At 68.4% G+C, this 24207-nt stretch carries 21 protein-coding genes; 11 read left to right on the top strand and 10 right to left on the bottom strand.

What is annotated here, in order from left to right; all coding sequences use genetic code 11:
* Positions 1-127 precede the first annotated feature (127 nt).
* On the top strand, positions 128-898 hold the full coding sequence (locus AC1DOX_RS08750) for an AraC family transcriptional regulator (protein WP_477101262.1): 771 nt from the start codon (positions 128-130) through the stop codon (positions 896-898).
* 30 nt (positions 899-928) lie between these two features.
* On the opposite strand, the gene AC1DOX_RS08745 is transcribed toward AC1DOX_RS08750, so the two are convergent.
* The 8 genes from AC1DOX_RS08745 to AC1DOX_RS08710 all read right to left on the bottom strand — a co-directional run bounded on the left by AC1DOX_RS08745 (position 929) and on the right by AC1DOX_RS08710 (position 9506).
* Entirely contained in the window at positions 929-1414 is a 486-nt protein-coding gene (locus tag AC1DOX_RS08745; RefSeq protein ID WP_441616544.1) for a RidA family protein, read from the bottom strand.
* Entirely contained in the window at positions 1411-2271 is an 861-nt protein-coding gene (locus tag AC1DOX_RS08740; RefSeq protein ID WP_441616901.1) for a PhzF family phenazine biosynthesis protein, read from the bottom strand. Before AC1DOX_RS08740 ends, AC1DOX_RS08745 begins: the two co-directional genes overlap by 4 nt.
* A gap of 70 nt (positions 2272-2341) precedes the next feature.
* A complete protein-coding gene (locus AC1DOX_RS08735; protein WP_441616546.1) occupies positions 2342-3325 on the bottom strand; it encodes a Bug family tripartite tricarboxylate transporter substrate binding protein in 984 nt (327 codons plus the stop codon).
* A gap of 30 nt (positions 3326-3355) precedes the next feature.
* Positions 3356-3709 (bottom strand): FitA-like ribbon-helix-helix domain-containing protein, encoded by a 354-nt coding sequence (locus AC1DOX_RS08730; RefSeq protein ID WP_477114003.1) that lies wholly within the window; start codon positions 3707-3709, stop codon positions 3356-3358.
* A 517-nt stretch (positions 3710-4226) separates the two neighbouring features.
* The gene (gene treF / locus AC1DOX_RS08725; protein WP_477101263.1) at positions 4227-6008 is read right to left on the bottom strand and encodes an alpha,alpha-trehalase TreF; all 1782 of its coding nucleotides are present in this window, start codon (positions 6006-6008) and stop codon (positions 4227-4229) included.
* A 159-nt stretch (positions 6009-6167) separates the two neighbouring features.
* Positions 6168-6674, bottom strand: a complete 507-nt coding sequence (locus AC1DOX_RS08720; protein WP_092137322.1) for a shikimate kinase — start codon at positions 6672-6674, stop codon at positions 6168-6170.
* 184 nt (positions 6675-6858) lie between these two features.
* Positions 6859-8262: an MFS transporter gene (locus AC1DOX_RS08715; RefSeq protein ID WP_441616552.1), complete on the bottom strand. Its 1404-nt coding sequence runs from the start codon at positions 8260-8262 to the stop codon at positions 6859-6861.
* A 278-nt stretch (positions 8263-8540) separates the two neighbouring features.
* Positions 8541-9506: a LysR substrate-binding domain-containing protein gene (locus tag AC1DOX_RS08710; protein WP_441616554.1), complete on the bottom strand. Its 966-nt coding sequence runs from the start codon at positions 9504-9506 to the stop codon at positions 8541-8543.
* A 100-nt stretch (positions 9507-9606) separates the two neighbouring features.
* Between AC1DOX_RS08710 and pcaH the strand changes: the two genes are divergently transcribed.
* The 4 genes from pcaH to pcaDC all read left to right on the top strand — a co-directional run bounded on the left by pcaH (position 9607) and on the right by pcaDC (position 13622).
* The gene (gene pcaH / locus AC1DOX_RS08705) at positions 9607-10320 is read left to right on the top strand and encodes a protocatechuate 3,4-dioxygenase subunit beta (protein ID WP_441616556.1); all 714 of its coding nucleotides are present in this window, start codon (positions 9607-9609) and stop codon (positions 10318-10320) included.
* Positions 10321-10324: 4 nt separating this feature from the next.
* Positions 10325-10894 carry a protocatechuate 3,4-dioxygenase subunit alpha gene (pcaG, locus tag AC1DOX_RS08700; RefSeq protein WP_441616558.1) on the top strand — a complete coding sequence of 190 codons (570 nt, stop codon included), beginning with the start codon at positions 10325-10327 and terminating at the stop codon, positions 10892-10894.
* A 114-nt stretch (positions 10895-11008) separates the two neighbouring features.
* The gene (locus AC1DOX_RS08695; protein WP_441616560.1) at positions 11009-12430 is read left to right on the top strand and encodes a 3-carboxy-cis,cis-muconate cycloisomerase; all 1422 of its coding nucleotides are present in this window, start codon (positions 11009-11011) and stop codon (positions 12428-12430) included.
* Between the two features lie 13 nt (positions 12431-12443).
* Positions 12444-13622, top strand: coding sequence for a bifunctional 3-oxoadipate enol-lactonase/4-carboxymuconolactone decarboxylase PcaDC (gene pcaDC / locus AC1DOX_RS08690; RefSeq protein WP_441616562.1), 1179 nt, complete (start codon positions 12444-12446; stop codon positions 13620-13622).
* A 21-nt stretch (positions 13623-13643) separates the two neighbouring features.
* Here the strand turns inward: pcaDC and AC1DOX_RS08685 are convergent, their stop codons facing one another.
* Entirely contained in the window at positions 13644-14537 is an 894-nt protein-coding gene (locus AC1DOX_RS08685; protein ID WP_441616564.1) for a helix-turn-helix domain-containing protein, read from the bottom strand.
* 137 nt (positions 14538-14674) lie between these two features.
* Between AC1DOX_RS08685 and pobA the strand changes: the two genes are divergently transcribed.
* From pobA to AC1DOX_RS08670, 3 genes are all read left to right on the top strand, one after another.
* The gene (gene pobA / locus AC1DOX_RS08680) at positions 14675-15874 is read left to right on the top strand and encodes a 4-hydroxybenzoate 3-monooxygenase (protein WP_441616566.1); all 1200 of its coding nucleotides are present in this window, start codon (positions 14675-14677) and stop codon (positions 15872-15874) included.
* Positions 15875-16014: 140 nt separating this feature from the next.
* Positions 16015-16665, top strand: coding sequence for a lipocalin family protein (locus AC1DOX_RS08675; protein WP_441616568.1), 651 nt, complete (start codon positions 16015-16017; stop codon positions 16663-16665).
* 140 nt (positions 16666-16805) lie between these two features.
* Positions 16806-19481, top strand: a complete 2676-nt coding sequence (locus tag AC1DOX_RS08670; protein ID WP_441616570.1) for a tannase/feruloyl esterase family alpha/beta hydrolase — start codon at positions 16806-16808, stop codon at positions 19479-19481.
* A gap of 72 nt (positions 19482-19553) precedes the next feature.
* Here AC1DOX_RS08670 and AC1DOX_RS08665 read toward each other — a convergent pair whose 3' ends face one another.
* Positions 19554-20501: a LysR family transcriptional regulator gene (locus tag AC1DOX_RS08665; RefSeq protein WP_092137149.1), complete on the bottom strand. Its 948-nt coding sequence runs from the start codon at positions 20499-20501 to the stop codon at positions 19554-19556.
* A gap of 129 nt (positions 20502-20630) precedes the next feature.
* Between AC1DOX_RS08665 and AC1DOX_RS08660 the strand changes: the two genes are divergently transcribed.
* The 3 genes from AC1DOX_RS08660 (at position 20631) to AC1DOX_RS08650 (ending at position 24077) form a co-directional block, all read left to right on the top strand.
* Positions 20631-21764 (top strand): hypothetical protein, encoded by a 1134-nt coding sequence (locus AC1DOX_RS08660; protein WP_477101264.1) that lies wholly within the window; start codon positions 20631-20633, stop codon positions 21762-21764.
* 260 nt (positions 21765-22024) lie between these two features.
* Entirely contained in the window at positions 22025-23197 is a 1173-nt protein-coding gene (locus tag AC1DOX_RS08655) for a Bug family tripartite tricarboxylate transporter substrate binding protein (RefSeq protein ID WP_441616572.1), read from the top strand.
* Positions 23198-23366: 169 nt separating this feature from the next.
* On the top strand, positions 23367-24077 hold the full coding sequence (locus AC1DOX_RS08650) for a hypothetical protein (protein ID WP_441616574.1): 711 nt from the start codon (positions 23367-23369) through the stop codon (positions 24075-24077).
* Positions 24078-24207 lie beyond the last annotated feature (130 nt).

Raw genomic sequence — 24207 nt, 5'->3', positions numbered from 1 at the left:
GACATGGCAACCGCCGTGCCGCCGGAGGGGAACCTGGGCGGCCGCTCCGGTGCATGAGGCGTATGATCGACGGCCATGGGGCATTGCCCGGACGCACGGCGCCGGGGTGCCCGCCGCCGATCCCATCATGGCCGACATCCCCCGCCTGTCTCCCAAGCTCCACCTGACCGCCGATCTCGGCTACGCGCTGCATTACAGCCGACAGCCCGACTTCCGGCGCGAATGGCACACGCACGATTGCGGCATGCTGCTGTGGCCGCGCATGGGAAGTCTCAGGACCGCATGGGATGACCGCGCGCGCGAAGGCGACGTACCTCGCACCGCCACGCTGGCGCGCGGCACGGCCGTGCTGCTGCCGACGGCCACCACCCACCTCACCGCTTCCCAGCCGGGCCGCCAGCAGCATGGCGAACTCTACCTGCCGCCCGAGCGCCTGCGTGGCTGCCGGCAGTTCGGGGCGATCCATCTGGACGCAGCGACCCTCGCCATGCTCGAGGCGCTGCTCACGCCGACGCTCGCCGCTTCCAGCGGGGCGCTCCTCGTCCGCGCGATCGTCGAACAGATACTGGCGGGCGCACCGTTGGCCTTGCCGGAAGAGCCCGCATCGGTGGCGCTGCGCATGGTGCGCCGCTTCGTGGCCGCGCTGGAGCGTGACGGGCCGCTGCCTTCAATCGATGGCGTCGCGAGCGAACTCGCCGTGTCGATCCGTCAACTGCAGCGTGCCTGCCAGCTCGAGTTTGGCGCGAGCCCGGTTGCCGTGCGGCGGCGCGTGCTGGCGACGCATGCGCGGACGCTGATAAACGAAGGACGCACGCTTGCCAGCGTCAGCGTCCAGTTGGGGTTTGCCAGCAGCGGCCACCTGGGCCGCCTGTTGCGCGAGGTCGCGCCGGACCGGTGACCGTTCGTCAGGAGTCGCTCGTCGTGACCTTCAGGCCGATGCCACGAGCGCGTCGATCTCGATTTCGATCCAGGTCTGGTCCGGCAGGCTGGACACGCCCAGCGCACTGCGTGCCGGCAAGGGCTGCGTCGGAAACGCGGTCCGCAGCACCGCCGACGCGGCATCGAGCACGGCCGCATGACGCGTGAACTCGGGCGCGGCGCGAATAAAGCCACGTAAGCGGACGATCTGCGCGACGCGGTCGAGATGCCCGCCACAGGCCGCCTGCAATGCCGCCAGCGCATTGCGCATGGCCACCTCGGCAGCGCGGCCGGCCGGCGCGATGTCGTCGTCGGTCCGGCACTGCCCCGACATCGGCACGCCATCTTGCCGGCTCACTTGCCCGGCCACGGACACCCACTGCAACCCACCGGGCGTGATCGCACAGTACGGCGCATAGTCGCCGCGCGGCGTCGGGGCGGGCGGTAGCGCGAACTGTGCCGCCGCCAGTCGTTGCTCCGGGGTTTCCTTCGTCATGGTTGACTCCATTCCACATTGCCACTGAGCCAGCATCCGGCCGGCTGCCCGCCGTCATCGTGCCGGGGGGCGACGAAAATTTCAGACGGGCTGCCCATGGTATCGCCCTGGCGCACGGCGATGGAAGGGCGCGCCTCGCCGGGCCGGGCCAGCGGGCCGATGCCCGTCAGGTATCCCCACAGTGCCGCCGCGGCAATGCCGGTGGCCGCGTCTTCCGGATAGCCGGAAGACTTCGGGAACTGTCGCGCATGGATCACCGGCTGGCCACGCTCGGCCACGGCCCCGTGGGCAAACGGGTACAAGCCGGTCGAACCGATCGATTCGCACAGCGCTTCGATGCGGCCGAAGTCCGGCTGCAGGCTGTCCAGCATGTCGACCGACGGCAGTGCGACCAGCGTCTTCACGCGGCTGGTTGACGCGTTGTGCATGGCGTACCGGGCCGCCTCCGCAGACAGGCCCAGCACCTCGGCGATGCGTTGGCAATCGTGCGCGAGCAGCGTCTGGACGCTGGCGGCCGGCTGCGAGATCCAGACGCGCTGCGCCGCATCGTCCCAGCGTGCCAGGACGATGCCGCTGAGCGTCTCGATGCGCGCCACGTCGCTGGTCCAGCGGCCCCACTTGCGTAGCGCCCAAAGCGTGCCGACGGTGGCATGCCCGCACATTTCCATTTCGTGCTGGGGCACGAAGAAGCGCAGGCGCCAGTCGCAGCCCGGGATGTCCGGTGGCAGCACGAAGGCGGATTCGTGGCCGTACCGGGCCGCCACGGCCTGCATGGCTGCCGCCGTCATGCCTGAGGCATCGGCCACGAGTGGCACCGGATTGCCGCCACAGGCGCCGCGCACAAACACGCGGATCAGCGCGACTTCATCGGCAACATCGCCGGGAGTGCCGCCTGCAACATTGATGGGCCTGTTGTCGGGCGTCGTCTTATTCAAGGGTCGCTCCCACGGATTTCGCGATGGTGCCCCAGTAGGGGATGTCTTTCTGCACGGCGGACTGCAGCGCGGCCGGGGTGCCCGGTTGGGCGGTGACGCCCTTGCCGGCGAGGTCGGCGGCCACGGCCTTGTCCGCCAGCACCTTGTTGAGCGCCGCGTTGAACTTGTCGACGATAGCCGCCGGCGTGCCCTTGGGGAAGGCCACGCCATACCAGAGTTGCTGGTCGAAGTGGTCGATGCCCTGGCTGGCGAACGTCGGCACGTCAGCCAGCAGGGGCGTTGGCGCCGTGGTCGCAATCGCCACGACCTTCTGCGCCTTGATGTACGGGGCCAGGCCAACGGGGTTGTCGAACATCAGTTGCACCTGGCCGCCGATCAGGTCGGTATAGGCCGGCGCCGCACCACGATACGGCACGTGGGTCAGCGGCACGTTCGCCAGCTTCTGGAACTGTTCCCCGATCAGGTGGGAAACGGTGCCCACGCCCACCGAGCCAAAGCTGTACTGGCTCTTGCCGGCCTTGAGGCGGGCGATCAGCGCGCGGGTGTCGCGCGACGCCAGGTCGCGGTTGACGGCCAGCACATAGGGCGAAGTGCCGATGAAGCCCGCATAGGCAAAGTCCTTCGCCGGGTTGTAGGGCAGGCGCGGATACACGCTCACGCTGACCGCATGCGTGCTGGTGGTGACGACGCCCGCCGTATAGCCATCGGCTGCCGCGCGGGCGACAAAGGTGGAGCCGATGGTGCCGCCGGCACCGCTGCGGTTGTCGATGACGACGGGCTGCCCGAGCTCGCGCTGGAGCTGCGGCTGGAGGCTGCGCACGACGAGGTCCGTGCCGCCGCCGGCGGGGAAGGGCACGACGAGCGTGACGGGTTTGACCGGCCAGGGATCGGCGAGCGCCGGATGGATGTTGACGATGGCAAGCGTGGCAAAAGCCGTTGGCAGCAGCTTGCGAAACCAGTGCGACGAGGATGGCATGGGTGTTCTCCGTGGATCGACGCACCGAGTCTAGGAGCGCGTCCTTCGCCGGCCAAACCGGAAGGCGACACGGTGCGATCCGATTGGCGACACGCGCCGTTGTTGTCCGTCCGGGAGCGGATGCGCGATGCGTTGACACCGTCGGGCCTGCGTGAGGCGTGGCCTTACTGACGCCGTGGGACATCGCTCTCGTCGCTCTTGCCGCGCGCCTCGCCGGGGGGGCTCAGCGACGAAGGCCGCCAGCGATTTGCGCGGCGTGCCCCGCAACGCCTGCGCCAGGATCGCGCGATGTTCGGCTTCCGCGCTGCGGCCGTTCATGGCGGCCTGCTGGCGGAGCCGGATCACGATGTCGTCGTCCAGGTTTCGAACGGTGAGAGTTGGCATGATGGGTTTTCCTGAAGTCCGAGAACCGGCCGTCATCATGCCTCTGCAAGCGCCCGAAATTCTTGTCCACCTGTGACGAGCGGGTTGATCCTGGGCAAGCGTCGGCATCGCGCCGATGCGCGGAGAATGCGTGGAGCGTGCGAGCGGCGTGCGATGGATGTTCGATGGGGGAGGCAGCGTGCGGCGTGCTTGCAAGCACGTCGTGGCCAGTCGCGCCTGAGGGGCACTGCAGAAAAACGGCCCGCAGAAGAAATTACCCCGACGCGCGGGATCGTCGGGGTATTAAGAGTTGCCAAGTCGTTTTGGACCGTGTCGAGTGGCCCTGCGAGAAGTGTGACTTCCCCGACGCCAGGCGCCAATAACTCACATGAGTTATTGGCCGATGGGGGTCGAAGCCGGGAAAAGCAGGTTCCGCGTCGCCTCGATTCTGAACAAAGGAATGCGATTCCGATAAAAGCGGGCCGCTCCGCCCGCCAGCCATTGTGTAGCCTCGGCGGAGCGGTTTCACATGCGGCCGCTACGTATTGGCGTCGGCCTTGCCAGCCTGGCAGCGGGTGGCGGGGTGGTCCGGGTATTCCATCAGTAGTGCGCTCACCACACCGTTGGTCCAGCCAAAGCCATCCTGCAGCGGGTATTCCCCACCTCCCCCGCCCACCGCTCCGTCGTCGGGCGCCCGTTGCAGCCGGTATTTCTCCACGAGCTTGTATTCGCGGGTGTAGAGGCTGGCCACGGTGGCCAGCCAGCGGTGTGCGATGTCGTCGGCCAGCGCGTGGCATCCGTAGTGGCGCAGTCCGTGAATGGCGATCCATTGCAGCGGCGCCCAGCCGTTGGGCCGGTCCCATTGCTGCCCGGAGTCGCTCTCGGTGGTCGCCAGCCCGCCTTCCTCGATCAGCCGGGCTGCCACCGCATCCGCGACGCGCGCAGCCTGTTCGGGCGTGGCCATGCGCAGGTACAGCGGCATCAGCGTGGCCGCGGTCAGCTGTGTGCGCAACGTTCCGCGGTGCCAGTCGAAGTCGAAGAACGCGCCGGCCCGGTCGTCCCACATGGTCGTGGCGATGGCGTCGCGCCGGCGATCCGCCGCGTCACGGTATCCCGTCGCCGCTGCGGTGTCGCCCGCCGCGTCGGACAGTGCCGCCAGCCGGCATTCGGTCTGCCAGAGCAGGGCATTGAGATCGACCGGCAGGATCGCGGTCGTGCGAATCGTCGCGAGGTCGCTGGCCGGCGTTGTCGACGTGCCCGGCGCCGCCGCCTCGCACCAGCGCGAACTGAAATCCCAGCCCGATTCCGCCGCCGCGCGCAGATCGCGGTAGACCAGGTGGGCCGGCCGGCCACTCCGCTGCGCCGTTGCCACGTCCTCCAGATACGCTTCCTCGCGCGGGTGGGCGCGGTCGTCCCAGTAGCGGTTCAGCAGCGTGCCATCGGGTAACCGCACCACGCGCCGGTGCGCCGCGCCCGGCGGCAGGTGCCCGGCGCCATCCATCCAGAAGGCATATTCCTGTTTCAGCTGCGGCAGGTAGACCAGCGCGGCGTCGATGCCCTGGCGCTCGAACAGGCTGGTCATCAGCGCGAAGACCGGCGGCTGCGAGCGGCTCAGGTAGTAGGTGCGCGTGGCGTTGGGCACCAGGCCGTAGGTGTCGATCAGGTAGGCGAAGTTGTCGGCCATCGCGCGCAGCAGATCGTAGCGCCCGCTGGCCGACAGCCCCAGCATCGTGAAATAGGAATCCCAGTAGTACAGCTCGCGGAAGCGCCCGCCCGGCACGACGTAGGGGCGCGGCAGCGGCAGCAGCGAACAAAGCGGCGGATGCTCGCCGGGATCTCGCGTCAGCACCGGCCACAGCCCGTCGATGTGGTCGCGCAGCGAACTGCGCGGGTCGGAGATGTAGTGGTCGTCGGGAATCGTCTCGCGCGCAAAGTGAGCCTGCACGAAGGCGTCGAGGGAGAAGTCCGGCGCATCGCGCTGCGCCCGGTAGCGCGCGAGGATGGTGTCCGGGTCTACCAGCGGCATGCAATCGGGAAACGTCTTGCTGTCGGCGAACAAGCCGCTGGCCTGCACGTCGACAAACAGTTCGGCATAGCGCTCGGCAGGCGACACCGCGTCAGCGGCAGCACAGCCCGGCAGCGTGCAAGGACCGGGGCAGGGCAGGTGCGTGACCGTCGGCGCGTGCGCGTGGCAATGAGACGGATGCGCCGTGCCGGCGGGCGTTGCCGCGCGCGCGCTTGCATCGGCCTTTGCCGGCCGCACGTGCGGCGGAACATGCGGGACCCCGCCCGGGGGGCTGGCGTCACTGCTCCGCATCATTCCAGAGCAGCCCGCCATCGATGACCAGCGCTATCCAGTCTTGCAGCCGCATGAGGATGCCTCCCACGTGGGTCGTGTCACCGTGGATTCGGTGCCGCCGGGCATGGTTCAAGTGGCTCCGGCGATGGCCGGGGCGCGGGTTTCGTGGCTCTTGTCGCATCAGTCGTGCGCCGTGACGTCCATCGCCGGCAGGCCAAGCTGCGCCAGCACGGCGGACGCGGCCTGCGCGACGCTGCCGCAGTGCGCCGGCATGATGATGTCGGCGATCTCGCGATAGATCGGGTCGCGCTCGCGGAACAGCGCTTCCAGGCGTGCGCGCGGGTTGTCGGCCTGCAGCAGCGGACGGTTCCGGTTGCGGCGCGTGCGTCGCCACAACTCGGGCAGCGAGGCATCCAGGTAGATCACGCGGCCCCGCATGCGCAGCATGTCGCGGTTCTCGGGCCGCAGGACCGCGCCGCCGCCGGTGGCCAGAACAATGCCGCTACGGCGCGTCAGTTCATCAATGATGCGGGTTTCGCGCTGGCGGAATCCTTCCTCGCCTTCCAGCTCGAAGATGGTGGCGATGCGCACGCCGCAGCGCGCTTCGATCTCGTGATCGGAATCGAAGAAGGGCCGGCCCAGATGCCGGGCGACGGTCCGCCCGATCGTGGTCTTGCCCGCGCCCATGAAGCCGATGAAGAAGAGGTTGTCCTGGTCCAAGATCGTGCGCCGCCCGGCCTCCGGGCGGCGTTTTGTGCGCTCCTGTGAACGGTAGCACGATCGGTGCGTGAATCAAGGCCCGTCAGGCGCCGGGGGCGCTTCAATGCACGCTTGCATGCGCGCTTCCCTACACAGGCTTACCTACACAGCTTCAATGCCCCGACACGGCCTCTTGCGCGCGCCCTGCGCCTTCGGGCTGGGCCGCGCCGCGCCCGCCCAGATGCTTCACGACGAGCGCCCCGGCGGCCAGGAAGGCCGGAATCGCCAGCAGCGTGAAGATCGCGTCGAAGCCCAGGTGCATGCGCAGCAGTTCGGCGCCAAGCAGCGCGCCCGTGATGCCGCCGAAGCGCCCGATGCCAAGCATCCACGCCACGCCCGTTGCCCGGCCTTGCGTCGGATAGAAGCCCGCCGCCAGCGAAGGCATCGACGATTGCGCGCCGTTCATGGCGGTGCCGGCCAGGAAGATCAGCGCGCCCAGCATGAACTGGTTGCCCGTGCCCTGGCCCACTGCGTAGATCAGCACGCCGGTCAGCGCATAGGTGATGGCGATGACCTTGTTCGGGTTGAAGCGATCCATGAACCAGCCCGCGGCGATGGTGCCGATGCCGCCGCCAAGCGGGAACAGCGCGGTCAGGAACGAGGCGCGCTGCAGCGTGAAGCCCGCATCCTTCATCAGCGTGGGCATCCAGCTGGTCAGCAGGTAGAAGATCACCAGACCCATGAAATACGTGAGCCACAGCATGGCCGAACCCAGCCGGTAGCGCGGGGCCAGCACCGTGCCGATGGCCGATCGTGCCGCGGGCGCGGCTTCATGGATGGTGAAATGCGTTGCGCCTTCCACGCCGGCACGGCTGGCGCCAGCGAGGCCAATCACGCGGGTCAGCACCTTGCGGATCTGCGCCGCCGGATACTGGCGCACCACCATGTAGCGGATCGATTCGGGCAGCGCGCCCACGAGCACGACGGCCAGCACCAGCGGCACGACGCCCCCGAACACCAGCACGCTGTGCCAGCCAAGGTGCGGAATGATCGCCGCCGCGAAGAAGCCGCCGGCCGCGGAGCCGAGCGGGAAGCCGCAGAACATGGTGTTGACGAGTACCGCGCGGCGTCGGGCCGGCGCGTACTCGGACATCAGCGTGACCGCGTTCGGCATGGCGGCGCCCAGGCCCAGGCCGGTCAGGAAGCGCAGCGCGGTCAGCCACCCGAGCGTCGGCGCGAAGGCCGTCGCCAGGCTGCATGCGCCGAAGAAAAACACGGACGCCACCAGCACCTTCTTGCGGCCCACGCGGTCGGCCATCGGGCCGGCGAACAGCGCGCCAAATGCCAGGCCGAAGAGCGCCGCGCTCATCACCGGGCCAAGTGACGACTTATCGATTCCCCAGTCTTGCACCAGGGCTGGCGCCACGTAGCCCATGGCAGCCGTGTCGAAGCCATCAATGGCGACGATCAGGAAACATAGCGCCAGGATGAGCCATTGATACGCGGAGAAGCGTTGGCCGTCGATGAGTGACTGGACGTCGAGCGTGCCGGTCGCGGGGCGTGGGGGCTGGGACATGTTTGTCTCCGGTTTCGGATGGTTGGCGACCGTTCCGGCACCCTTTGGCGGGCTGTCGAAAGGCCGTTTTTGCTGTTTTTGTTCTAATAGCGAACTGATGTTCTCAGTAGGAACGGATCATACGCAGCGTTTTTATCGCGGAAACATCGGCGTAAACCCGGAAGGGGCCGACGGTCTGGCGGGGGCACCACCGCCGCGAAGGCGCGACGCGACAAGGCGCGCGGGGGCCGGCGAAGGGGTGCCGGCGCGCGGGAAAAAAATTTTCGGGAAGCGGCGGATCAGCGGCTTGCGGCGATCGACCGGATGCCTTCGGCGAAGGCCTCGGCCACCGGTTCCAGCGTGCGATCGCTGCGCCGGAGCAGCCCGATCGGCTCCTCCGTGCCCTGCGTGTCGATGGGCAGCAGCACCATCTCGCCGGCGGCCACGGCACGGCGTGTGGCGGAAAGCGGCGCGGCCCAGACGCTGTCGCTTTGCTGCGTGACCAGCCGGCTCAGGTACGCGTCGGCGGTTTCCAGGCAGCCCTCGGGCAACCCAAAGCCGTGCCGCGCCAGTAGGCTTTCGGTGCTGTGGCGCGGGATGGAGCCCAGCGCGGGAATCACCATCGGCCAGGCCAGCACCTCGCGCATCGTCGGCCTGGCGTTGCCCGCCAGCGGATGCCCGGCGCGCACCGCCAGCACCAGCGGCTCCGGGCCGAGCGATTCGAACCACAGGCCTTCCATCGCCGCGGGGTCGTCCATGCGGCCGATGACCAGGTCGAGCACGTCGGCCTTGAGCAGGTCGATCAGCGTTCGGTTCATGCCGCTCTGCACGGCCAGTCCGACTTCGGGATGCAGGGTGCGAAAGTGCGACACCGCGTCCAGCAGCAGCGCGGGCACGATGCTCGGCAACGCGCCGAGGCGGATGCGTTCATGGCGCGGCGCGTCGGCGCCGATCAGGCTGTCGGCCGCGGCATCGACGTCCTCGAGGATGCGCAGCGCATGCCGCAGGAAGCGCATGCCCGCCGCGGTCAGGTCGGTCCCCGCGCGCTGGCGCACCAGTAGCCGGGTGCCGACCAGCTCCTCCAGCTCGGTCAGCGTCTTGGACACCGCCGGCTGCGTCAGGCCCAGCCGCTCGCCGGCCCGGCCCAGGTGCTGGGTCTGCGCCACGGCGACGAAGCAGTGCAGGTGGCGCAGCCGGATGCGGCTGCGGAAGGTGCCGAGGGAGGTGTCGAGGGCGACGTCGGGCGAGGGCATATTGCGTTGCATAACAGAAATTCATCGAAATAACGCTAAATCTCAATTTACATGACTTCTGGCGCTGCATACAGTCAATCCCATTCCTACCGACCACAACGGAGACAGCGCAATGGCCCCCCGTTCCGCCCGCCCCGCCCAGTACCGCCGTCCGTACTGGGACACCCAGCCCGAATACCGCTTCGACCCCTATGCCTCGACGCAACTGCGCTCGCCGAATCAGCCGCTGATCGCGCTGCCGCAGTCGCTGTCCGAAGTCACCGGCCCGGGGTTTGGCCCCGAGTTCGTCCGCGCTGGCGATAACGACCTGACCGTGGGCAACGGCGGCGAGCCGATCGGCGAGCGCATCCTGGTGACCGGCCGGGTGCTCGACGAAAATGGCCGCCCGGTGCCCAACGCGTTGATCGAGGTCTGGCAGGCCAATGCCGCCGGCCGCTACACGCACAAGCGCGACCAGCACGACGCACCGCTCGACCCACATTTCTCGGGCGAGGGCCGCACCATCACCGACGCCAGCGGCCACTACCAGTTCAAGACGATCAAGCCGGGCGCCTATCCCTGGCGCAATCACCACAACGCCTGGCGTCCCCAGCACATCCACTTTTCGCTGTTCGGCAATGCCTATGCCACGCGACTGGTGACGCAGATGTACTTCCCCGGCGACCCGCTGCTGGCGTTCGATCCGATCTTCAACTGCGTGCCCGACGAAAAGGCGCGCGACCGGTTGATCGCCACGTTCGACTGGGAAACCACGGCGCCCGAGTACGCACTGGGTTACCGTTTCGATATCGTCCTGCGCGGCCGCGATGCCACGCCGATGGAGTAAGGCCATGCTGTACGCCACCGCATCCCAGACCGTAGGTCCCTACCTCCATATCGGCCTGACGGGCCTGAACTGCGCCGACCTCACGGCCGACGCTCCTGACCTCGCCGGCCAGCGCATCGTGATCGAGGGTCGTGTTGTCGATGGCCGCGGCGAAGCCGTGCCCGACGGCATGGTCGAGATCTGGCAGGCCAATCCCGCCGGCCGCTATCGCCATGCCGAGGACGCGCGTGACCTGCCGCTCGTGCCGGGCTTCACTGGGTTTGGCCGCGTGCCGACCGAAGCCGACGGATCGTTCCGCTTCACCACGGTCAAGCCGGGTGCCGTGCCCGACGGGGAAGGCCGCCTGCAGGCGCCGCACATCCTGGTCTCCGTGTTCACGCGCGGACTGGTCAAGCATGTGGCGTCGCGGATGTACTTCCCGGACGAGTCCGCCGCCAATGCCGCCGACGGCGTGCTGGCACTGGTGCCGGCCGATCGCCGCGCCACGCTGATCGCCGAGCCCGCCGGCCCGAACACGTACCGCTGGAACGTGGTGCTGCAGGGTCCGGACGAGACCGTCTTCTTCGATATCTGAAACGCCGAGTCTCTGAGCCGCTGAAACTCAGGCGCGCGGCGCGAGGGTAAATCCCACGCGCCGCGCGCTTTGCCTGACAATCGGAGCATTTCCACCGGTCCGCCCCCGCCGACGATGCCCACCTTTTCCCGCCTGACCGATCCCATGTTCGGCAGTCCCGCCGTGCTGGACATCTTTTCCGATGCCGGCACGGTGCGTCGCATGCTCGATGTCGAGGCCGCGCTGGCCCGCGCCGAAGCCCGTTGCGGCGTGATCCCCGCCAGGGCCGCCGCGGTCATCACCGAGGTCTGCACGCGTCCCGATGCCATCGTGCTGATCGACCTCGACGCGCTGGCCGAGGCCGCCGTGGCCGCGGGCAATCTCGCCATTCCCTTCGTCAGGCAACTGACTGCCGTGGTCACGCAGCACGATGCCGAGGCCGGACGCTTCGTGCATTGGGGCGCCACCAGCCAGGACATCATCGACACCGCACTGGTATTGCAGATTGGCGACGCACTGGCCGCGCTCGATGCCGGCCTGCTGCAGCTTGGCGACGCCTGCGCCGCGCTGGCCCTGACGCACCGCACCACGCCGATGGTGGCGCGCACCTGGCTCCAGCATGCGTTGCCGATGACGTTTGGGCTGAAGGCCGCCGGCTGGCTCGATGCCTTGCGGCGCGATCTCGGCCGGCTCGGCCATGCCCGCGCCCAGGCCCGCGCGTTGCAGTTCGGCGGCGCGGCCGGCACGCTGGCCAGCCTTGGCGACAACGCGCCGGACGTCGCCGCGCAACTCGCGCAGGAACTCGGCCTCGACCTGCCCACGCTGCCGTGGCACGCCCACCGCGACCGTCTGGTCGAGGCGGCCGCCACGCTGGGCATGCTGACGGGCACGCTCGGCAAGATGGCACGCGATATCTCGCTGATGATGCAGACGGAAGTGGCCGAGGTGGCGGAGCCCAGTGGGCCCGGCCGCGGGGGTTCCAGCACGATGCCGCACAAGCGCAATCCGGTGGGCTGCGCCGCCGTGCTGACCGCTGCCGTGCGGGTGCCGCCGCTGGTGGCCACGATGCTGGCCGGCATGGTGCAGGACCACGAACGCGCGCTGGGCGGCTGGCAGGCGGAATGGGACACGCTACCGCAGATCGTGGCGCTGGCCGCCGGCGCGCTGCGCCAGATGGGCGAGGTCGTGGCCGGACTGGAGGTCGATGCCGCCCGCATGCGCGCGAATCTCGATCTCACGCACGGCCTGATTCTTGGCGAGGCGGCGATGCTCGAAATCGGCGGAAAGGTCGGCCGCCTGCCAGCCCATCATCTGGTCGAGCAGGCCTCGCGCCGCGCGGTGAAAGAGGGCGTAACACTGCGCGAGGCGCTATCCCGCACGCTGGCCGAAGATCCCGCGCATGCGGGCCTGCTCGATGACGCCACGCTGGACCGCGTGAGCGACCCCGCGCATTACGCGGGACAATCTGCACGATTTGCCGACGCCGCCGTCGCAGCCTGGCGCGCGGCAACCGCAGAACGACACGCTGACCGACATCACACGGCGCCCGGCGCCTGACTGGAGACTTGTCTTGCCCTATATCGATCACGCCGGTGCCCGGCTTTTCTATACCGTCGACGGTCCGGCTGATGCGCCGGTCATCGTCTTCTCCAACTCGCTCGGCACGGACCACATGATGTGGAAGCCGCAGGCGGATGCGCTGGCGGGCCGTTTCCGCGTGGTGCGCTACGACGTGCGCGGCCACGGCCGCTCCACCGCGCCGGACGCCGCCTTCACTGTCGCAGACCTGGGGCGCGATGTCGTCGCGCTGCTCGATGTGCTGCACATCGACAAGGCGGTGTTCTGCGGCCTGTCGATGGGCGGCCTGACGGGCATGTGGCTCGGCTCCTATGCGCCCGAACGCTTCTCGAAGATCGTGCTGGCCAACACGGCGCCGAAGATCGGCACGGCCGAGGCCTGGAATACGCGCATCGACACCGTGTTGCGCGATGGCATGGGCAGCCTGACCGAGGCATCGATCCAGCGCTGGTTCACGCCGGATTTCGTGGCGACCTCCGGCCGTGCGCTGGACGACCTGCGCGCGGTGCTGGCCGGGCTGGACCCGCGCGGCTACGCGGGGAGCTGTGCCGCCGTGCGCGATGCGGACCTGCGCGAGGCGGTCAGGACGATCCCGGTGCCGGTGCTGGTGATTGCGGGCAGCGACGACCCGTCGACCACGGCGGAAGAGGGCCGCGCGCTGGCGGCAGCGATTCCGGGGGCACTCTATATAGAACTACATGCCGCGCACCTCTCCAACCGCGAGCAGCCGGGCCGCTTTACCGCCGCGCTGCTGGATTTCATCAACGGGCGCCGCCCGGTCACCGATGAGCCCGCGCGCTATGAGGCCGGCCTGTCGGTGCGCCGCGATGTGCTCGGCAGTGCGCATGTGGACCGTTCGCTCCAGCGCCTGACGCCGTTGAACGAGGAATTCCAGAACCTGATCACACGCTATGCCTGGGGCGAGATCTGGACGCGCGAGGGATTGCCGCGCCATACGCGCAGCCTGCTGACCATCGCGATGATGGTGGCGCTCAATCGCTCGGAGGAACTGAAGCTGCACCTGCGCGCCGCGGCCAACAACGGCGTGACGCGCGACGAAATCAAGGAAGTCCTGCTGCAGACCGCGATCTACTGCGGCGTGCCGGCGGCCAACTCGGCATTCCATATGGCCGAGGAAGTCTTCGCGGAAATCGATCAGGCGCGCGGCTGAACGTGCCGCCCGGTCAGGCGTTCAGGTGTCACGGGTCGCGAATGCCGGCAGGCGGGCGCGGCCGGACTCCCGGAACGCCGTGGGCGTCTGGCCCGCCAGCCGCGCGAAGAAGCGCGAGAAATACCCGGCGTCCGCGAAGCCCAGCGTCATGGCGATCTGCTTGATATCCAGGTCGCTGAACAGCAAGTCCCGTTGCGCCTCGGCCAGCAGGCGCGCATGGATCATCTGCAGCGGCGAGGCGCCGGCGAGCTGCCGGCAGATACGGTTGAGCTGCGTCGAGGTGACGCCGATCGCATCCGCGTAATACGTGATTTCCTTCTGCACGCGGTAGTCGGATTCCAGCAACTGCTGGAACTGCTGGAAATGCCGCGCGGGGCGGCTGCTGGCCTGCGCCGTGGCCGACCCCGAGGCTTCCGCCAGCCGCGCGATGCCCACCAGCAGCAGCGTGAGCAGCGCCGAGGCCGCCGCGCCGCGCCATGCGGACACCCCCTCCATCTCCATCCTGAACAGCGCCAGCGTGCTGGCCAGCGCGTGCCGCCGGCCCACGCGGTCATGGCGCGGGTGCTCGAACAGTTTCGGCGTGCCGGGCACGCCCGCCAGCAGCGTGCGCAGGTAGCTCTCGGTCATCGTCACGATGATGCCGTCGGTATCCGGCGAGAACACGAATCCATGCACGTGGTGCGGCGGCATCGTGATCAGCGACCCGCCCGACAGGCGCTCGCGCCTGCCATCCAGCAACGCTTCGCCGCTGCCGGTGTGGATGTACAGAATTTGAAGGAAGCGCTCGTGCCGGTGCGGCTTGATCTCCCAGGCGTACAGCTGGCTGCGCGAGGCGATCGACTCGAAATGCAGCTGGTCCAGCAAGGGTTCGGACGAATTTACGCCGTAGAGCGAGTAGGTGGGGACGGTCTTCATGGGAGCGCACTGCGTCAGGCCGGCAATGTTCGGATTTTCCTGTTGTTGGTTCGATCTGTCCATTCCGGCCGGGGGGCGGAACCTCTATCGTTAGGTCCAACAGATCCATAAAACGACATCACATCAGGAGACACGCCATGGCCCCCAATGGCTCCCATATCGCCCATTCCACGCGCGTCGCCATCGTCGGCGCCGGCCCCGCCGGCCTGTTGCTCGGCCAGTTGCTGACTGTCGCGGGCATCGACAACATCGTCATCGAACAGCGCAGCCCCGACTATGTGCTCGGCCGCATCCGTGCCGGCATCCTGGAATCCGTGACGGTCGATGCGCTGACCCGCGCGGGCGTCGACGCGCGGCTGCATGCCGAGGGATTGGTGCACCACGGCATCGAGCTTTCGTACAACGGATCGCGCCATCACATCGACTTCCAGGCGCTGATTGGCCGCAGCGTCACCGTGTACGGCCAGACGGAAGTCACGCGCGACCTGATGGCGGTGCGGCAGGCTTCCGGCATGCCAATCGTGTACGAGGCGCATGACGTCTCGCTGCACGACTTCGACACCGCGCGGCCGAAGGTGCGCTATCGCAAGGACGGCGTCGCGCACGAGGTAGCCTGCGACTACATCGCCGGATGCGACGGTTTTCACGGCGTCAGCCGCGCCAGCGTGCCGGAGACGTCGAAACGCATCTTCGAGCGCATCTATCCGTTCGGCTGGCTGGGTATCCTGTCGGAGACACCGCCCGTCGCCGACGAGCTGATCTACGCCAGCCACGAACGCGGTTTTGCACTCTGCAGCATGCGCTCCAAAACGCGCAGCCGCTACTACGTGCAGGTGCCGTCGTGCGAGAAGGTGGAGGACTGGTCCGACGCGCGCTTCTGGGACGAGCTGCGCAGCCGGCTTGATCCCGAAGCGGCGGAGGCGCTGGTCACGGGCGCGAGTATCGAAAAGAGCATCGCGCCGCTGCGCAGCTTTGTCTGCGAGCCGATGCGGTTCGGCCGGTTGTTCCTGGCTGGCGACGCGGCGCACATCATGCCACCCACTGGGGCCAAGGGGCTGAACCTTGCCGCCAGCGACGTGCTGTACCTCGCCGATGGCCTGATCGGCCTCTACCATACCGACGACGCGCGCGAGCTCGATGCCTATTCGGAGAAATGCCTGCGCCGCGTGTGGAAGGCGGAGCGGTTCTCGTGGTGGATGACCTCGCTGCTGCACCGCTTTCCCGATGCGGATGACTTCGCGCATCGCATCCAGCAGGCGGAGCTTGATTACCTGGTCGGGTCCGAAGCCGCGTGCAAGTCGCTGGCGGAGAACTACGTCGGCTTGCCCTGCGAGTAGACCCGCGCGGCACCCGGGCGCGTAGGACGACGCCGATGCCGGCATCAGCCCCGCGCCGACAGCGCAGGGCGCAGCCGTTCATGGACAATGCCGATGTTGCCTGACGGCCCTGCGGGCCGGGGCGCCAGGGGAAAGCCGGCATGAAAAGACAGGGCATCCACAGACGGGACATCGGCCGGGACACCAACCGGCAGGGCGGCAATGGCCGGGGCAGGCGGCGATCGGCATTCGCGTGGCTGCCGCTGGCGCTGGCCTTCGTCGCGTCCGCGCTCGCCACGCCAGCCAGCGCGGATACGGTGGCTGCCGACCCGCAACCGCAGCCGCTGGCCACCATCGAGAAACTCGACGTGTCGCGCTATATGGGCACGTGGTACGAGATCGCCCGGTTCGGCAACCGCTTCCAGCGCCAATGCGTGGGGCACGTCACCGCACAGTACACGGCCAGGCCAAACGGCACCGTCGCGGTCGTCAATCGCTGCCGCAAGCAGGATGGCACCACCGACGAGGCCGATGGCGTGGCCCGCTCAGTCGGATCTCCCGACTCGCCCAAACTGGAAGTGCGCTTCGTGCCGGTGTGGCTGTCGTTCATCCCGATGGTCTGGGGTGACTACTGGGTGATCGACCTCGATCCGGACTACAAGCTTGCCGCGGTCAGCGAGCCGGGCCGCAAGTATCTGTGGATCCTGTCCCGGACGCCGCACGTGGAGCGTGAGGCTTATCAGGCGCTGCTGGGCAGGCTGGCGCAGAGCGGCTTTGACCTCACCCGCCTGGAAATTACTCCTCAAGACTGAAGGCGTTCCGCGTCTCCAATTCCATATTTACTGAATATGGATGGCCGATGAGACATATATTTTACGTGGCCACCCCCCGGTGATACCGTCTCGCTCCAGCAATCCGGCACAAGTACCGGATGCGCTTGGAGGAGACCCGAATGAAATCCGGAAACACCGGCTGGCGGCGCGGCGCGCTGCTGGCGGCCGCGTTGGCGGCCACTGCGTTGATGACCGCCTGCGGCGGTGGCGAAGACGCGCCCGCGGCCTCGACGTCGAACAGCCCTACGGGACCCGGGCAGGATGCCCCCGGTAGCACGGGCCCCGCGCTGAGCGCGCAGGTGGCCTGCACGGCACTCAATGGCGTGAGCCTGCCGGCATCGAGCCTGACGCTTGCGTCGGGCGGCGCCACCGTCAACGCGGCCACGCTGATTGCCGCCGACGCCGCCGGCAACACGCTGGGCGAGTACTGCCAGGTGCGCGGGGCCATCGCGCCCGTGGATGCGTCGGCGTCCAACATCAACTTCGCGGTGAACCTGCCCTCGCAGTGGAACGGCAAGGGCATCCAGTTTGGCGGTGGCGGGTTTGATGGTGCGCTGATCGACGGCACTGAGACCGTGCGCTTTGCGGTGCCCGACGATCCTGCGCCGCTCGCGCGGGGCTATGTCACCTGGGGCGATGATTCCGGCCACCAGAGCACCAGCATCACCGATGGCCGATTCGCGGCCAACGACGAAGCGCTGGCCAACTATGGCGGCGACACCCTCAAGAAGACCCATGATGTCGCGATCGCGCTGATCAAGCAGCGCTATGGCAAGGCCCCCACGCGCGCCTACTTCCTGGGGACATCGACCGGCGGGCGCGACGCGCTCTCCTACATCCAGCGCTGGCCCGCCGACTACGACGGCGTGATCGCCAACGAGCCGGCGCTCAACTACACGGGCACGCGGCTGTCCAACGTGGCCGTCGGCCGGGCGCTGTACCTGAACGGCGGTGCCGGCTGGCTCAACATCAACAAGACACTGCTGGTGCAAAACGCCGCGATGGCCGCCTGCGACGCGCTCGATGGCGTGGCCGACAAGGTGGTTAGCAACGTGGAAGGCTGCCGTGTCGGCGCGATGACGGTGCTGGCCAGCCTGCGCTGCCCGGGTGGCACGGATGCGGGCGATACCTGCCTGTCCGACGCGCAGATCGCGACCGTCAAGGCCATCGAACAGCCGTTGCAGCTGACCTATCCTCTGGCCAATGGCGTCACCGTGGCCGGTGGCTACAACCTGATGGAAGGCGCGCTGGTGGCGGGCCCGTTCACGACGCGTGACCTCGGCACGCGCGTGGTGCCCGGCAATCCGGCCACGACGGCCGATGCCAACATGTACGTGACGGGCGACCAGTGGGTGAAATTCTTCGTCACCCGCAACGCCACGTTCGATGCGCTGACGTTCGACCCCGCCAGCCCGGGCAGCTGGACGTCCCGCGTGCAGGCCGTTTCCGCGCTGACCGATGCGACCAATCCCGACCTGTCCGCGTTTCTTGGCAAGGGAGGCCGCCTGATCCTCCTGCACGGCCTGGCCGATGAAGTCATCAGCCCGAATTCCACCATCGCCTGGTTCAAGGCCGTGGCGGCGCGCGTGGGGCAGGCGGCCGTCGACACCGGCATCCGCTTCTACACGGTGCCCGGCATGGGCCACGGCACGGGCAGCTTCCTGCCGGCGTGGAATTCGCTGACCGCGCTGGAAAACTGGGTGGAAATGGGCGTGGCCCCCGGCACGCGCACGGTCATGGACACCAATGCGGGAACCTATGGCCGCACGCGCCCGCTGTGCCAGTATCCGTCGTGGCCGAAGTTCAAGGGATCGGGCAGCGCGGATGCCGCGATCAACTACACGTGCGAAGGGGCGACCGGCGTCGTGCAGTCGTGCCTGAACATGCCGTCGGCGGTGACAACGTGGAAGGGCGGCAATACCAGCGGGGAAGAGCTGACGGTGCAGATCGATCCGGCCACGCTCCAGTACACCGTCAAGATCGATGCCAGCCTGCAGCGGACGGCCGGGACCACGCGGTCCGGCCAGCTCGTCTCGCAGGGAGGCTGCACTTATGCCAGCGACGAGAACGGGGCGCGCTTTACCTTGACCGGCGGCGGGGTGCTGGCGGGCGGGGTCAAACCGGTCTCGGGCGCTGGCTTCCTGCCACTGGTGGCGTTCCGGAATGTCTCGGCGGACTTCAAGGCCGTTGCCGACATCTATAACGTCAACGGCATCCAGACGGCCGTGGCCGACGGATCGGTGACGGTGCGCACGGGCTCGGCGCGGCTGCGGTCATCGGCGGCGACGTGGCAGACCTGCGCGGCCACGGCCACGGGTGGATTCATCCTGTATGACGCGGCTTGCGCCAATACGACCAAGGGCTACATCGTCTGGAATGCGGCGCGCAATGCGTTCGACTATTTCGTGGGCGGGACGATTGCCGCTGGCGATGGCGTGCTGAGCGGGTCGCTGATCAGCGGCATGGTCAACGGGGTGCCGGTGCCCGTGATCCTGACGCGGTCGGCCACGGCCTACGGCATGAACGTCTATGCGACGCAGCCGCCCACGCTGCCGCTGGCGACGGGCGCGGCCGATGGCTCGTATCGCGTGATGGCGACCGATGGCAGCCAGGTCAGCGCCGACCTGAACGGGACCAGCATCGTACGCAACGGCGTGTCGGGCACGCTGACCTACAACCAGCCGGTGCTGGGCGTGATCGGTGCGTCGGGCGGTGTGGTCGGATCGTACCTGGTCAACAGCGGGCTGCTGATCGGGACGTCGGCGGGGCGGCTCGAACTCGGGTTGCTGAACTGAGTACTGAACTGCATCGCCTCCCGTAGCGGAAGGGGCCGGGCGCCGGCAAAAAAAWGCCGGCGCCCGGCGGCGTCACAGGTCGTCGTCGCCCTTGCGACGATGCCGCGCCGCGATCCGGTGCGTCAGCGCCACCAGCGCCGCGAGTGCCGGATCGGTATTGGCCTCGCGATAACCGAGCGTCAGCGGCGCGCGCAGGCGGTCGGCCTCCACCATGCGGCAGTACGCCACGCCGTGGCGATTCAGGCCCGCCATCGATGCCGGCACCACGCTGACTCCGGCCCCGGCGGCCACCAGGTTCAGGTTGGTCAGCATGCGCTCCACTTCCGCGCCCACGTGCGGCGTGAAACCCAGCGCCTCGCACTCGCGCAGCAGATCCCCATACATCCCTGGCGCACCGGGGCGGCGCACCAGGATGAAGGGGTCCGCCTGCAGCGCGCGCAGCGATACCGGCGTGCCGGCGGCGATGCCCTCCGCCGCGCGCTCGCGCAGCAGCGGGTGATCCAGTGGCAGCGCGATCACCATCTCTTCCTCCAGCAGCAAGTCAAAGCGCACACCGTCCGGATGCTGGACAGGCGCGCGCAGCAGCGCCGCGCTCAGGGTGCCGTCGGCCAGTTGCTCGATGGCTTCGGCGGCATTGCGTTCCGTGAGCGACAGCGCCACACGCGGGAATTGTCGGCGGCAGGCGCGCAGCACCTCGGGCGTGAGCTTGTGGGCTGCGGCGGAGCTGGTGAAGCCGATGGCAAGCGCGCCTTCGTCGCCGCGCGCCATCCGCTGCATGCGCGCGCGCATCTGTTCGATCCGGGCAAACAGGTCGGTCGCATCGGCATGCAAGGCCGTGCCCGCGGCCGTCAGCGCCACGCCGCGCGGCTGGCGATCGAACAGCGTCACGCCGAGTTCGGTTTCCAGCGCCTTGAGTTGCTGGGAGAGTGGGGGCTGCTGGATGCCGAGCTGTTCGGCGGCGCGTGTGACGGAACCGCTCTCCGCCACGGCAAGGAAGTAACGCAGGTGTCTCAGTTCCATGGCGGTATCAATATGTATAAAGTATGGGTCGACAGGAATGCATATATTTTACTTGCGCATCAGTCGGGCCTAGTATTGGCGTTTTGCCCGATGCGACGGGACCGACATCAAGGAATCAGGAGACACACCATGCCCCACGCTCGTCCGCGTGCCACCGCTGCCACGCTGCTGGCCGCCACCGTGACCGCCATGACCGCCATGACGGTTGTCGCGGTCGTCGCGGGATGCGCCAGCACGCCCGCGGCCCCGGCCGCCCAGACAAAGGCCGCCAGGCCGCAATGGCAGCGCGTCCATCTCGGTGCCGGCGCCGGTTACGATTTCCCCGTCTATGCCAACCATCCGTTCGGCGGCGATATGAGCCGGATTCGCGAAGTGGTGTTCGTCCAGCATGGCCTGCAGCGTAATGGCGACGACTACTACGCGGCCGGGGCGGAATTGCTGAAGGCCAGCGGCCGCAATCCTGACGAGGTCCTGCTGATCGCGCCCAACTTCCCCGGCACGCCAGACGCCGCCAAGCATTTCGACAACATGCCGGTGTGGACCACGCAGGGCTGGATCGGCGGTGAAGACGCGGTGTCCGGGCCGGGCGCCGGCGTGAGCTCGCTGCAGGTGCTGGACGACCTGGTGGCCTACGTCACGGACAAGGGCCGGTTCCCGGCGGTCACCAAGGTCACCGTGGCCGGCCACTCCGGCGGCGCGCAGATCGTGCACCGTTACGCGGTCCTCAACAACGTGGACGAAAAGGTCCGCGCGCGCGGCATCGACCTGCGCTACGTGGTGGCCAACCCGTCGTCCTATCTTTACTTCACACCGGATCGGCCGGTGGCCCCGGAATACAAGCGCTTCGCGCCCTACAGCACTGCCACCTGCGCGGACTACAACAAGTACCGCTACGGCATGCAGGACATGGTCGCCTATGCGCGGGGCGCCGATGGTATGGCGCTCTACCAGCGCTACATGCAGCGTCAGGTGACCTATATGGTGGGGGCCGAGGACAACGATCCCAATCATCGCGTGCTGGACAAGGCGTGCGGCGCGGAAGCCGAAGGCCCGACGCGCCTGCAGCGCGCACGCGGCTACCTGCGCTACGAGCAGTTCCTGGCCAAGCCGGGGCAGGCGAGCACGCGGCAGGCGTTCGAAGTGGTAGGCGTGGGGCACGACCAGGCGCGCGTGTTCGGGTCCCAGTGCGGCGCGCGCGCCGTGTTCGGCCTGGACCCGGCCGCCAATCCTTCCGGCGCCGCCTGCCGCACGCCGCAACGCTGAAGCGCTTCCCGGGCGGATTGCGGGCAGATCGCGGGCAGATTGCGGACGGATCGAGAGCAAGTCCCGCATGCGTTCCGGGCACACCCGGGCACATGCAGGGCGCGCTCCAGAGGCGTCCTGGGACATCGCAGGCGCTTCCCGGGCGCATCGCGAACGCATCCCGAACGCATGGGGATGCGCTCCGGACCGGGTTTGTCCGGGCGGCGGCCGCGTTGGGGCGGTGCTAGGATGCCGGCCATCCGATTCGCGGTCTCCCATCCATGTTCTCGCCCGGGCGGTCCGGCCGGCGCGCACGCCGCGCGCACGGCGGGGCGCAAGCCATCCTGCCGGCTCTCCTGACTTTCAGCGGACCTTCCAGCACGCCCGTCCGCGCACTTCCGTGCGGGGGTGACGCCGCGCACGCCCACACGCACGTCCACACGCCTGCTATCACGCCTGCCATCGCGCCTGACCTCGCCCGCCGTCGCCTGCTGTGCGGGCTGGCGCTGTGGCCGCTCGCCGCGCCGTGGCGGCCCGCCGTCGCGACGGACACGGTCATGCACCTGCTGGTGGGCTATGCCGCCGGCGGCGGCGCGGACCATATCGCCCGCCTGCTGGCCGACAGCCTGAGCGCGGACGGCGCCACCATCATCGTCGAAAACCGGCCGGGCGCCGCGGGCCAGGTGGCGCTGCATGAAGCCGCGCGGGCCGCCGCCGATCGGCAGACGCTGCTGTTGGGCACCGTCGGGTCGGTCAGCATCAGTCCACTGATCGCGGCCGCACCGGAACCCCCCGCCACACCGCTCCAGCCGATTGCCATCGTCGCGAGCACGCCCCATGTCCTGCTGATGGCGGGCGATGGCAGGCGGGTGCGGGAGGCGGATGCCCGCACCGCATTGCAGGCGCGGCTGGCCGAGGCTCGCCGCCGGCCGGGCGAGCTCGTCTACGCCTCCCTGGGGGTCCATTCCAGCGCGCATCTCGTGGGGGAGTTGATGTGCCATCAAGCCAGCGTTTCGATGACGCACGTGCCATATCCGGGGAGTGCCCGTGCGCTGGTGGACCTGCAGGGCGGCCACGTGGCGATGCTCGTCAGCACGCTGCAGGCGGCGCTGCCGTTGATGCGCCAGGGCAGGGTGCGCGCGCTGGCCGTGACCGGCGCGGTGCGCAGCCCGCTGGCGCCCTCGGTGCCGACCTTTGCCGAACTGGGCGTGGATGGCATGCGTCAGGACGCGTGGTATGGCGTGCTGGCCGCGCCAAGCGTATCGGCGGCCCAGTGCGTGGCGTTGTCGCGGCGATTCGCGCGATTGCTGCAAGATCCGGCGTTGCGACGCCGGCTCGGCCAGGACGGCGCGGAGCCGCTCGGCCTGACCGGCGAGCAGGCCGTCGACTATCTCGCCCGCCAGCGCGAGGTATGGCGCCAGGCCATCCTCAAGGTATCCGACCGGCTGGCTTGAGTGCGTTGCCAGAATGTGGGCTCACCGGAGTGGGGTGCCCCACGATGCGCTCCACCACGAACCGCCTATCCCCTCTACAATCGCTGGAAACCCCGCCCGCGCCGCCCGCCTGATGCCAGGCTTCGATACTCCGGATGGCCACGGCGCAGAACAATCGCGAGAATTCATCATGTGGGTCACCTGCCGCCGCGTCTTGCCCCGCCTGGCCGCCGTGCCGGCTGCCGTGCTCGCTGTTCTCGCCGTTCTGGTCATCGTCGTCATGCCGGGCAATCCGGTCCGGGCTGGCACCCTGATGCCGGCGCCGCGCGACCCGGCGTCCGCCAGCTCCCCCGCCGCGCCCTCCGACAACGCTGCCGCCAAGCCCGCGGATGCCGACCTCAATGCCTCGCTGACCCGGCTGGTCCGGGCGATGAACTTCGCGCGGCTGATGACAATTGGCATGGACCGCGCGTTTGCCAGGATGCCGGACAGGATCGGCTCGATTCCCAAGGAAAAGCTCAAGGCCTGCACCTACGCGCGCCTGTCGCCCGAGGTCCTGGAGCAGGTCGTGCGTCCCGCGTTTGCGATGACCTTTACCGACCCGGCGCTGATGGACCAGCTGGCGACGGTGTTCGAATCGAGCTTCGGCATGAAGCTGATCGAACTGGTGATCGAGAACAAGCCGATGGACCCCAGCTATTTCACGCAGGCCGAAATCGAGGAGGCCAACCGGTTCGGAAAAGCGCCCCAGATCGCGGCCTTCCTGAACGGCAATGGGTTCGGCGCGCTGATGAAGTCGATCTATCCCTATGTGATGACGGCCGGCGTCCAGGCGCGCGAATCCTGCATGCGCGAACTGCTGCCGCGCCAGGTGCCCATACAGAACCCGCGCCCGACCTGATCCGCCACCGTGACCCATTGCCTCATCTGACTTGTCCACCTGAACCGCCTGGTCTGCCGCCAGGCCCGCCACACCTGCCCGACCTGTGACTGCACCTGCGCCAACACCCACCATCGCGGCCCGCCGCCCC

This window comes from Cupriavidus sp. 01L415, from assembly GCF_056400065.1.
Note: the sequence above shows the minus strand (reverse complement) of the source record. Positions and strands in the feature narration are given on the sequence as shown.

Coding starts and splice junctions, on each gene's coding strand:
- AC1DOX_RS08695 (WP_441616560.1), top strand. CDS start 11,009: ATGCCCACCTTTTCCCGCCTGACCGATCCCATGTTCGGCAGTCCCGCC.
- pcaH (WP_441616556.1), top strand. CDS start 9,607: ATGGCCCCCCGTTCCGCCCGCCCCGCCCAGTACCGCCGTCCGTACTGG.
- AC1DOX_RS08670 (WP_441616570.1), top strand. CDS start 16,806: ATGAAATCCGGAAACACCGGCTGGCGGCGCGGCGCGCTGCTGGCGGCC.
- AC1DOX_RS08710 (WP_441616554.1), bottom strand. CDS start 9,506: ATGCAACGCAATATGCCCTCGCCCGACGTCGCCCTCGACACCTCCCTC.
- pobA (WP_441616566.1), top strand. CDS start 14,675: ATGGCCCCCAATGGCTCCCATATCGCCCATTCCACGCGCGTCGCCATC.
- pcaG (WP_441616558.1), top strand. CDS start 10,325: ATGCTGTACGCCACCGCATCCCAGACCGTAGGTCCCTACCTCCATATC.
- AC1DOX_RS08660 (WP_477101264.1), top strand. CDS start 20,631: ATGCCCCACGCTCGTCCGCGTGCCACCGCTGCCACGCTGCTGGCCGCC.
- AC1DOX_RS08715 (WP_441616552.1), bottom strand. CDS start 8,262: ATGTCCCAGCCCCCACGCCCCGCGACCGGCACGCTCGACGTCCAGTCA.
- AC1DOX_RS08685 (WP_441616564.1), bottom strand. CDS start 14,537: ATGAAGACCGTCCCCACCTACTCGCTCTACGGCGTAAATTCGTCCGAA.
- AC1DOX_RS08730 (WP_477114003.1), bottom strand. CDS start 3,709: ATGCCAACTCTCACCGTTCGAAACCTGGACGACGACATCGTGATCCGG.
- AC1DOX_RS08750 (WP_477101262.1), top strand. CDS start 128: ATGGCCGACATCCCCCGCCTGTCTCCCAAGCTCCACCTGACCGCCGAT.
- AC1DOX_RS08650 (WP_441616574.1), top strand. CDS start 23,367: ATGTGGGTCACCTGCCGCCGCGTCTTGCCCCGCCTGGCCGCCGTGCCG.
- AC1DOX_RS08675 (WP_441616568.1), top strand. CDS start 16,015: ATGAAAAGACAGGGCATCCACAGACGGGACATCGGCCGGGACACCAAC.
- AC1DOX_RS08655 (WP_441616572.1), top strand. CDS start 22,025: ATGTTCTCGCCCGGGCGGTCCGGCCGGCGCGCACGCCGCGCGCACGGC.
- AC1DOX_RS08745 (WP_441616544.1), bottom strand. CDS start 1,414: ATGACGAAGGAAACCCCGGAGCAACGACTGGCGGCGGCACAGTTCGCG.
- AC1DOX_RS08720 (WP_092137322.1), bottom strand. CDS start 6,674: ATGGGCGCGGGCAAGACCACGATCGGGCGGACCGTCGCCCGGCATCTG.
- AC1DOX_RS08665 (WP_092137149.1), bottom strand. CDS start 20,501: ATGGAACTGAGACACCTGCGTTACTTCCTTGCCGTGGCGGAGAGCGGT.
- treF (WP_477101263.1), bottom strand. CDS start 6,008: ATGATGCGGAGCAGTGACGCCAGCCCCCCGGGCGGGGTCCCGCATGTT.
- AC1DOX_RS08735 (WP_441616546.1), bottom strand. CDS start 3,325: ATGCCATCCTCGTCGCACTGGTTTCGCAAGCTGCTGCCAACGGCTTTT.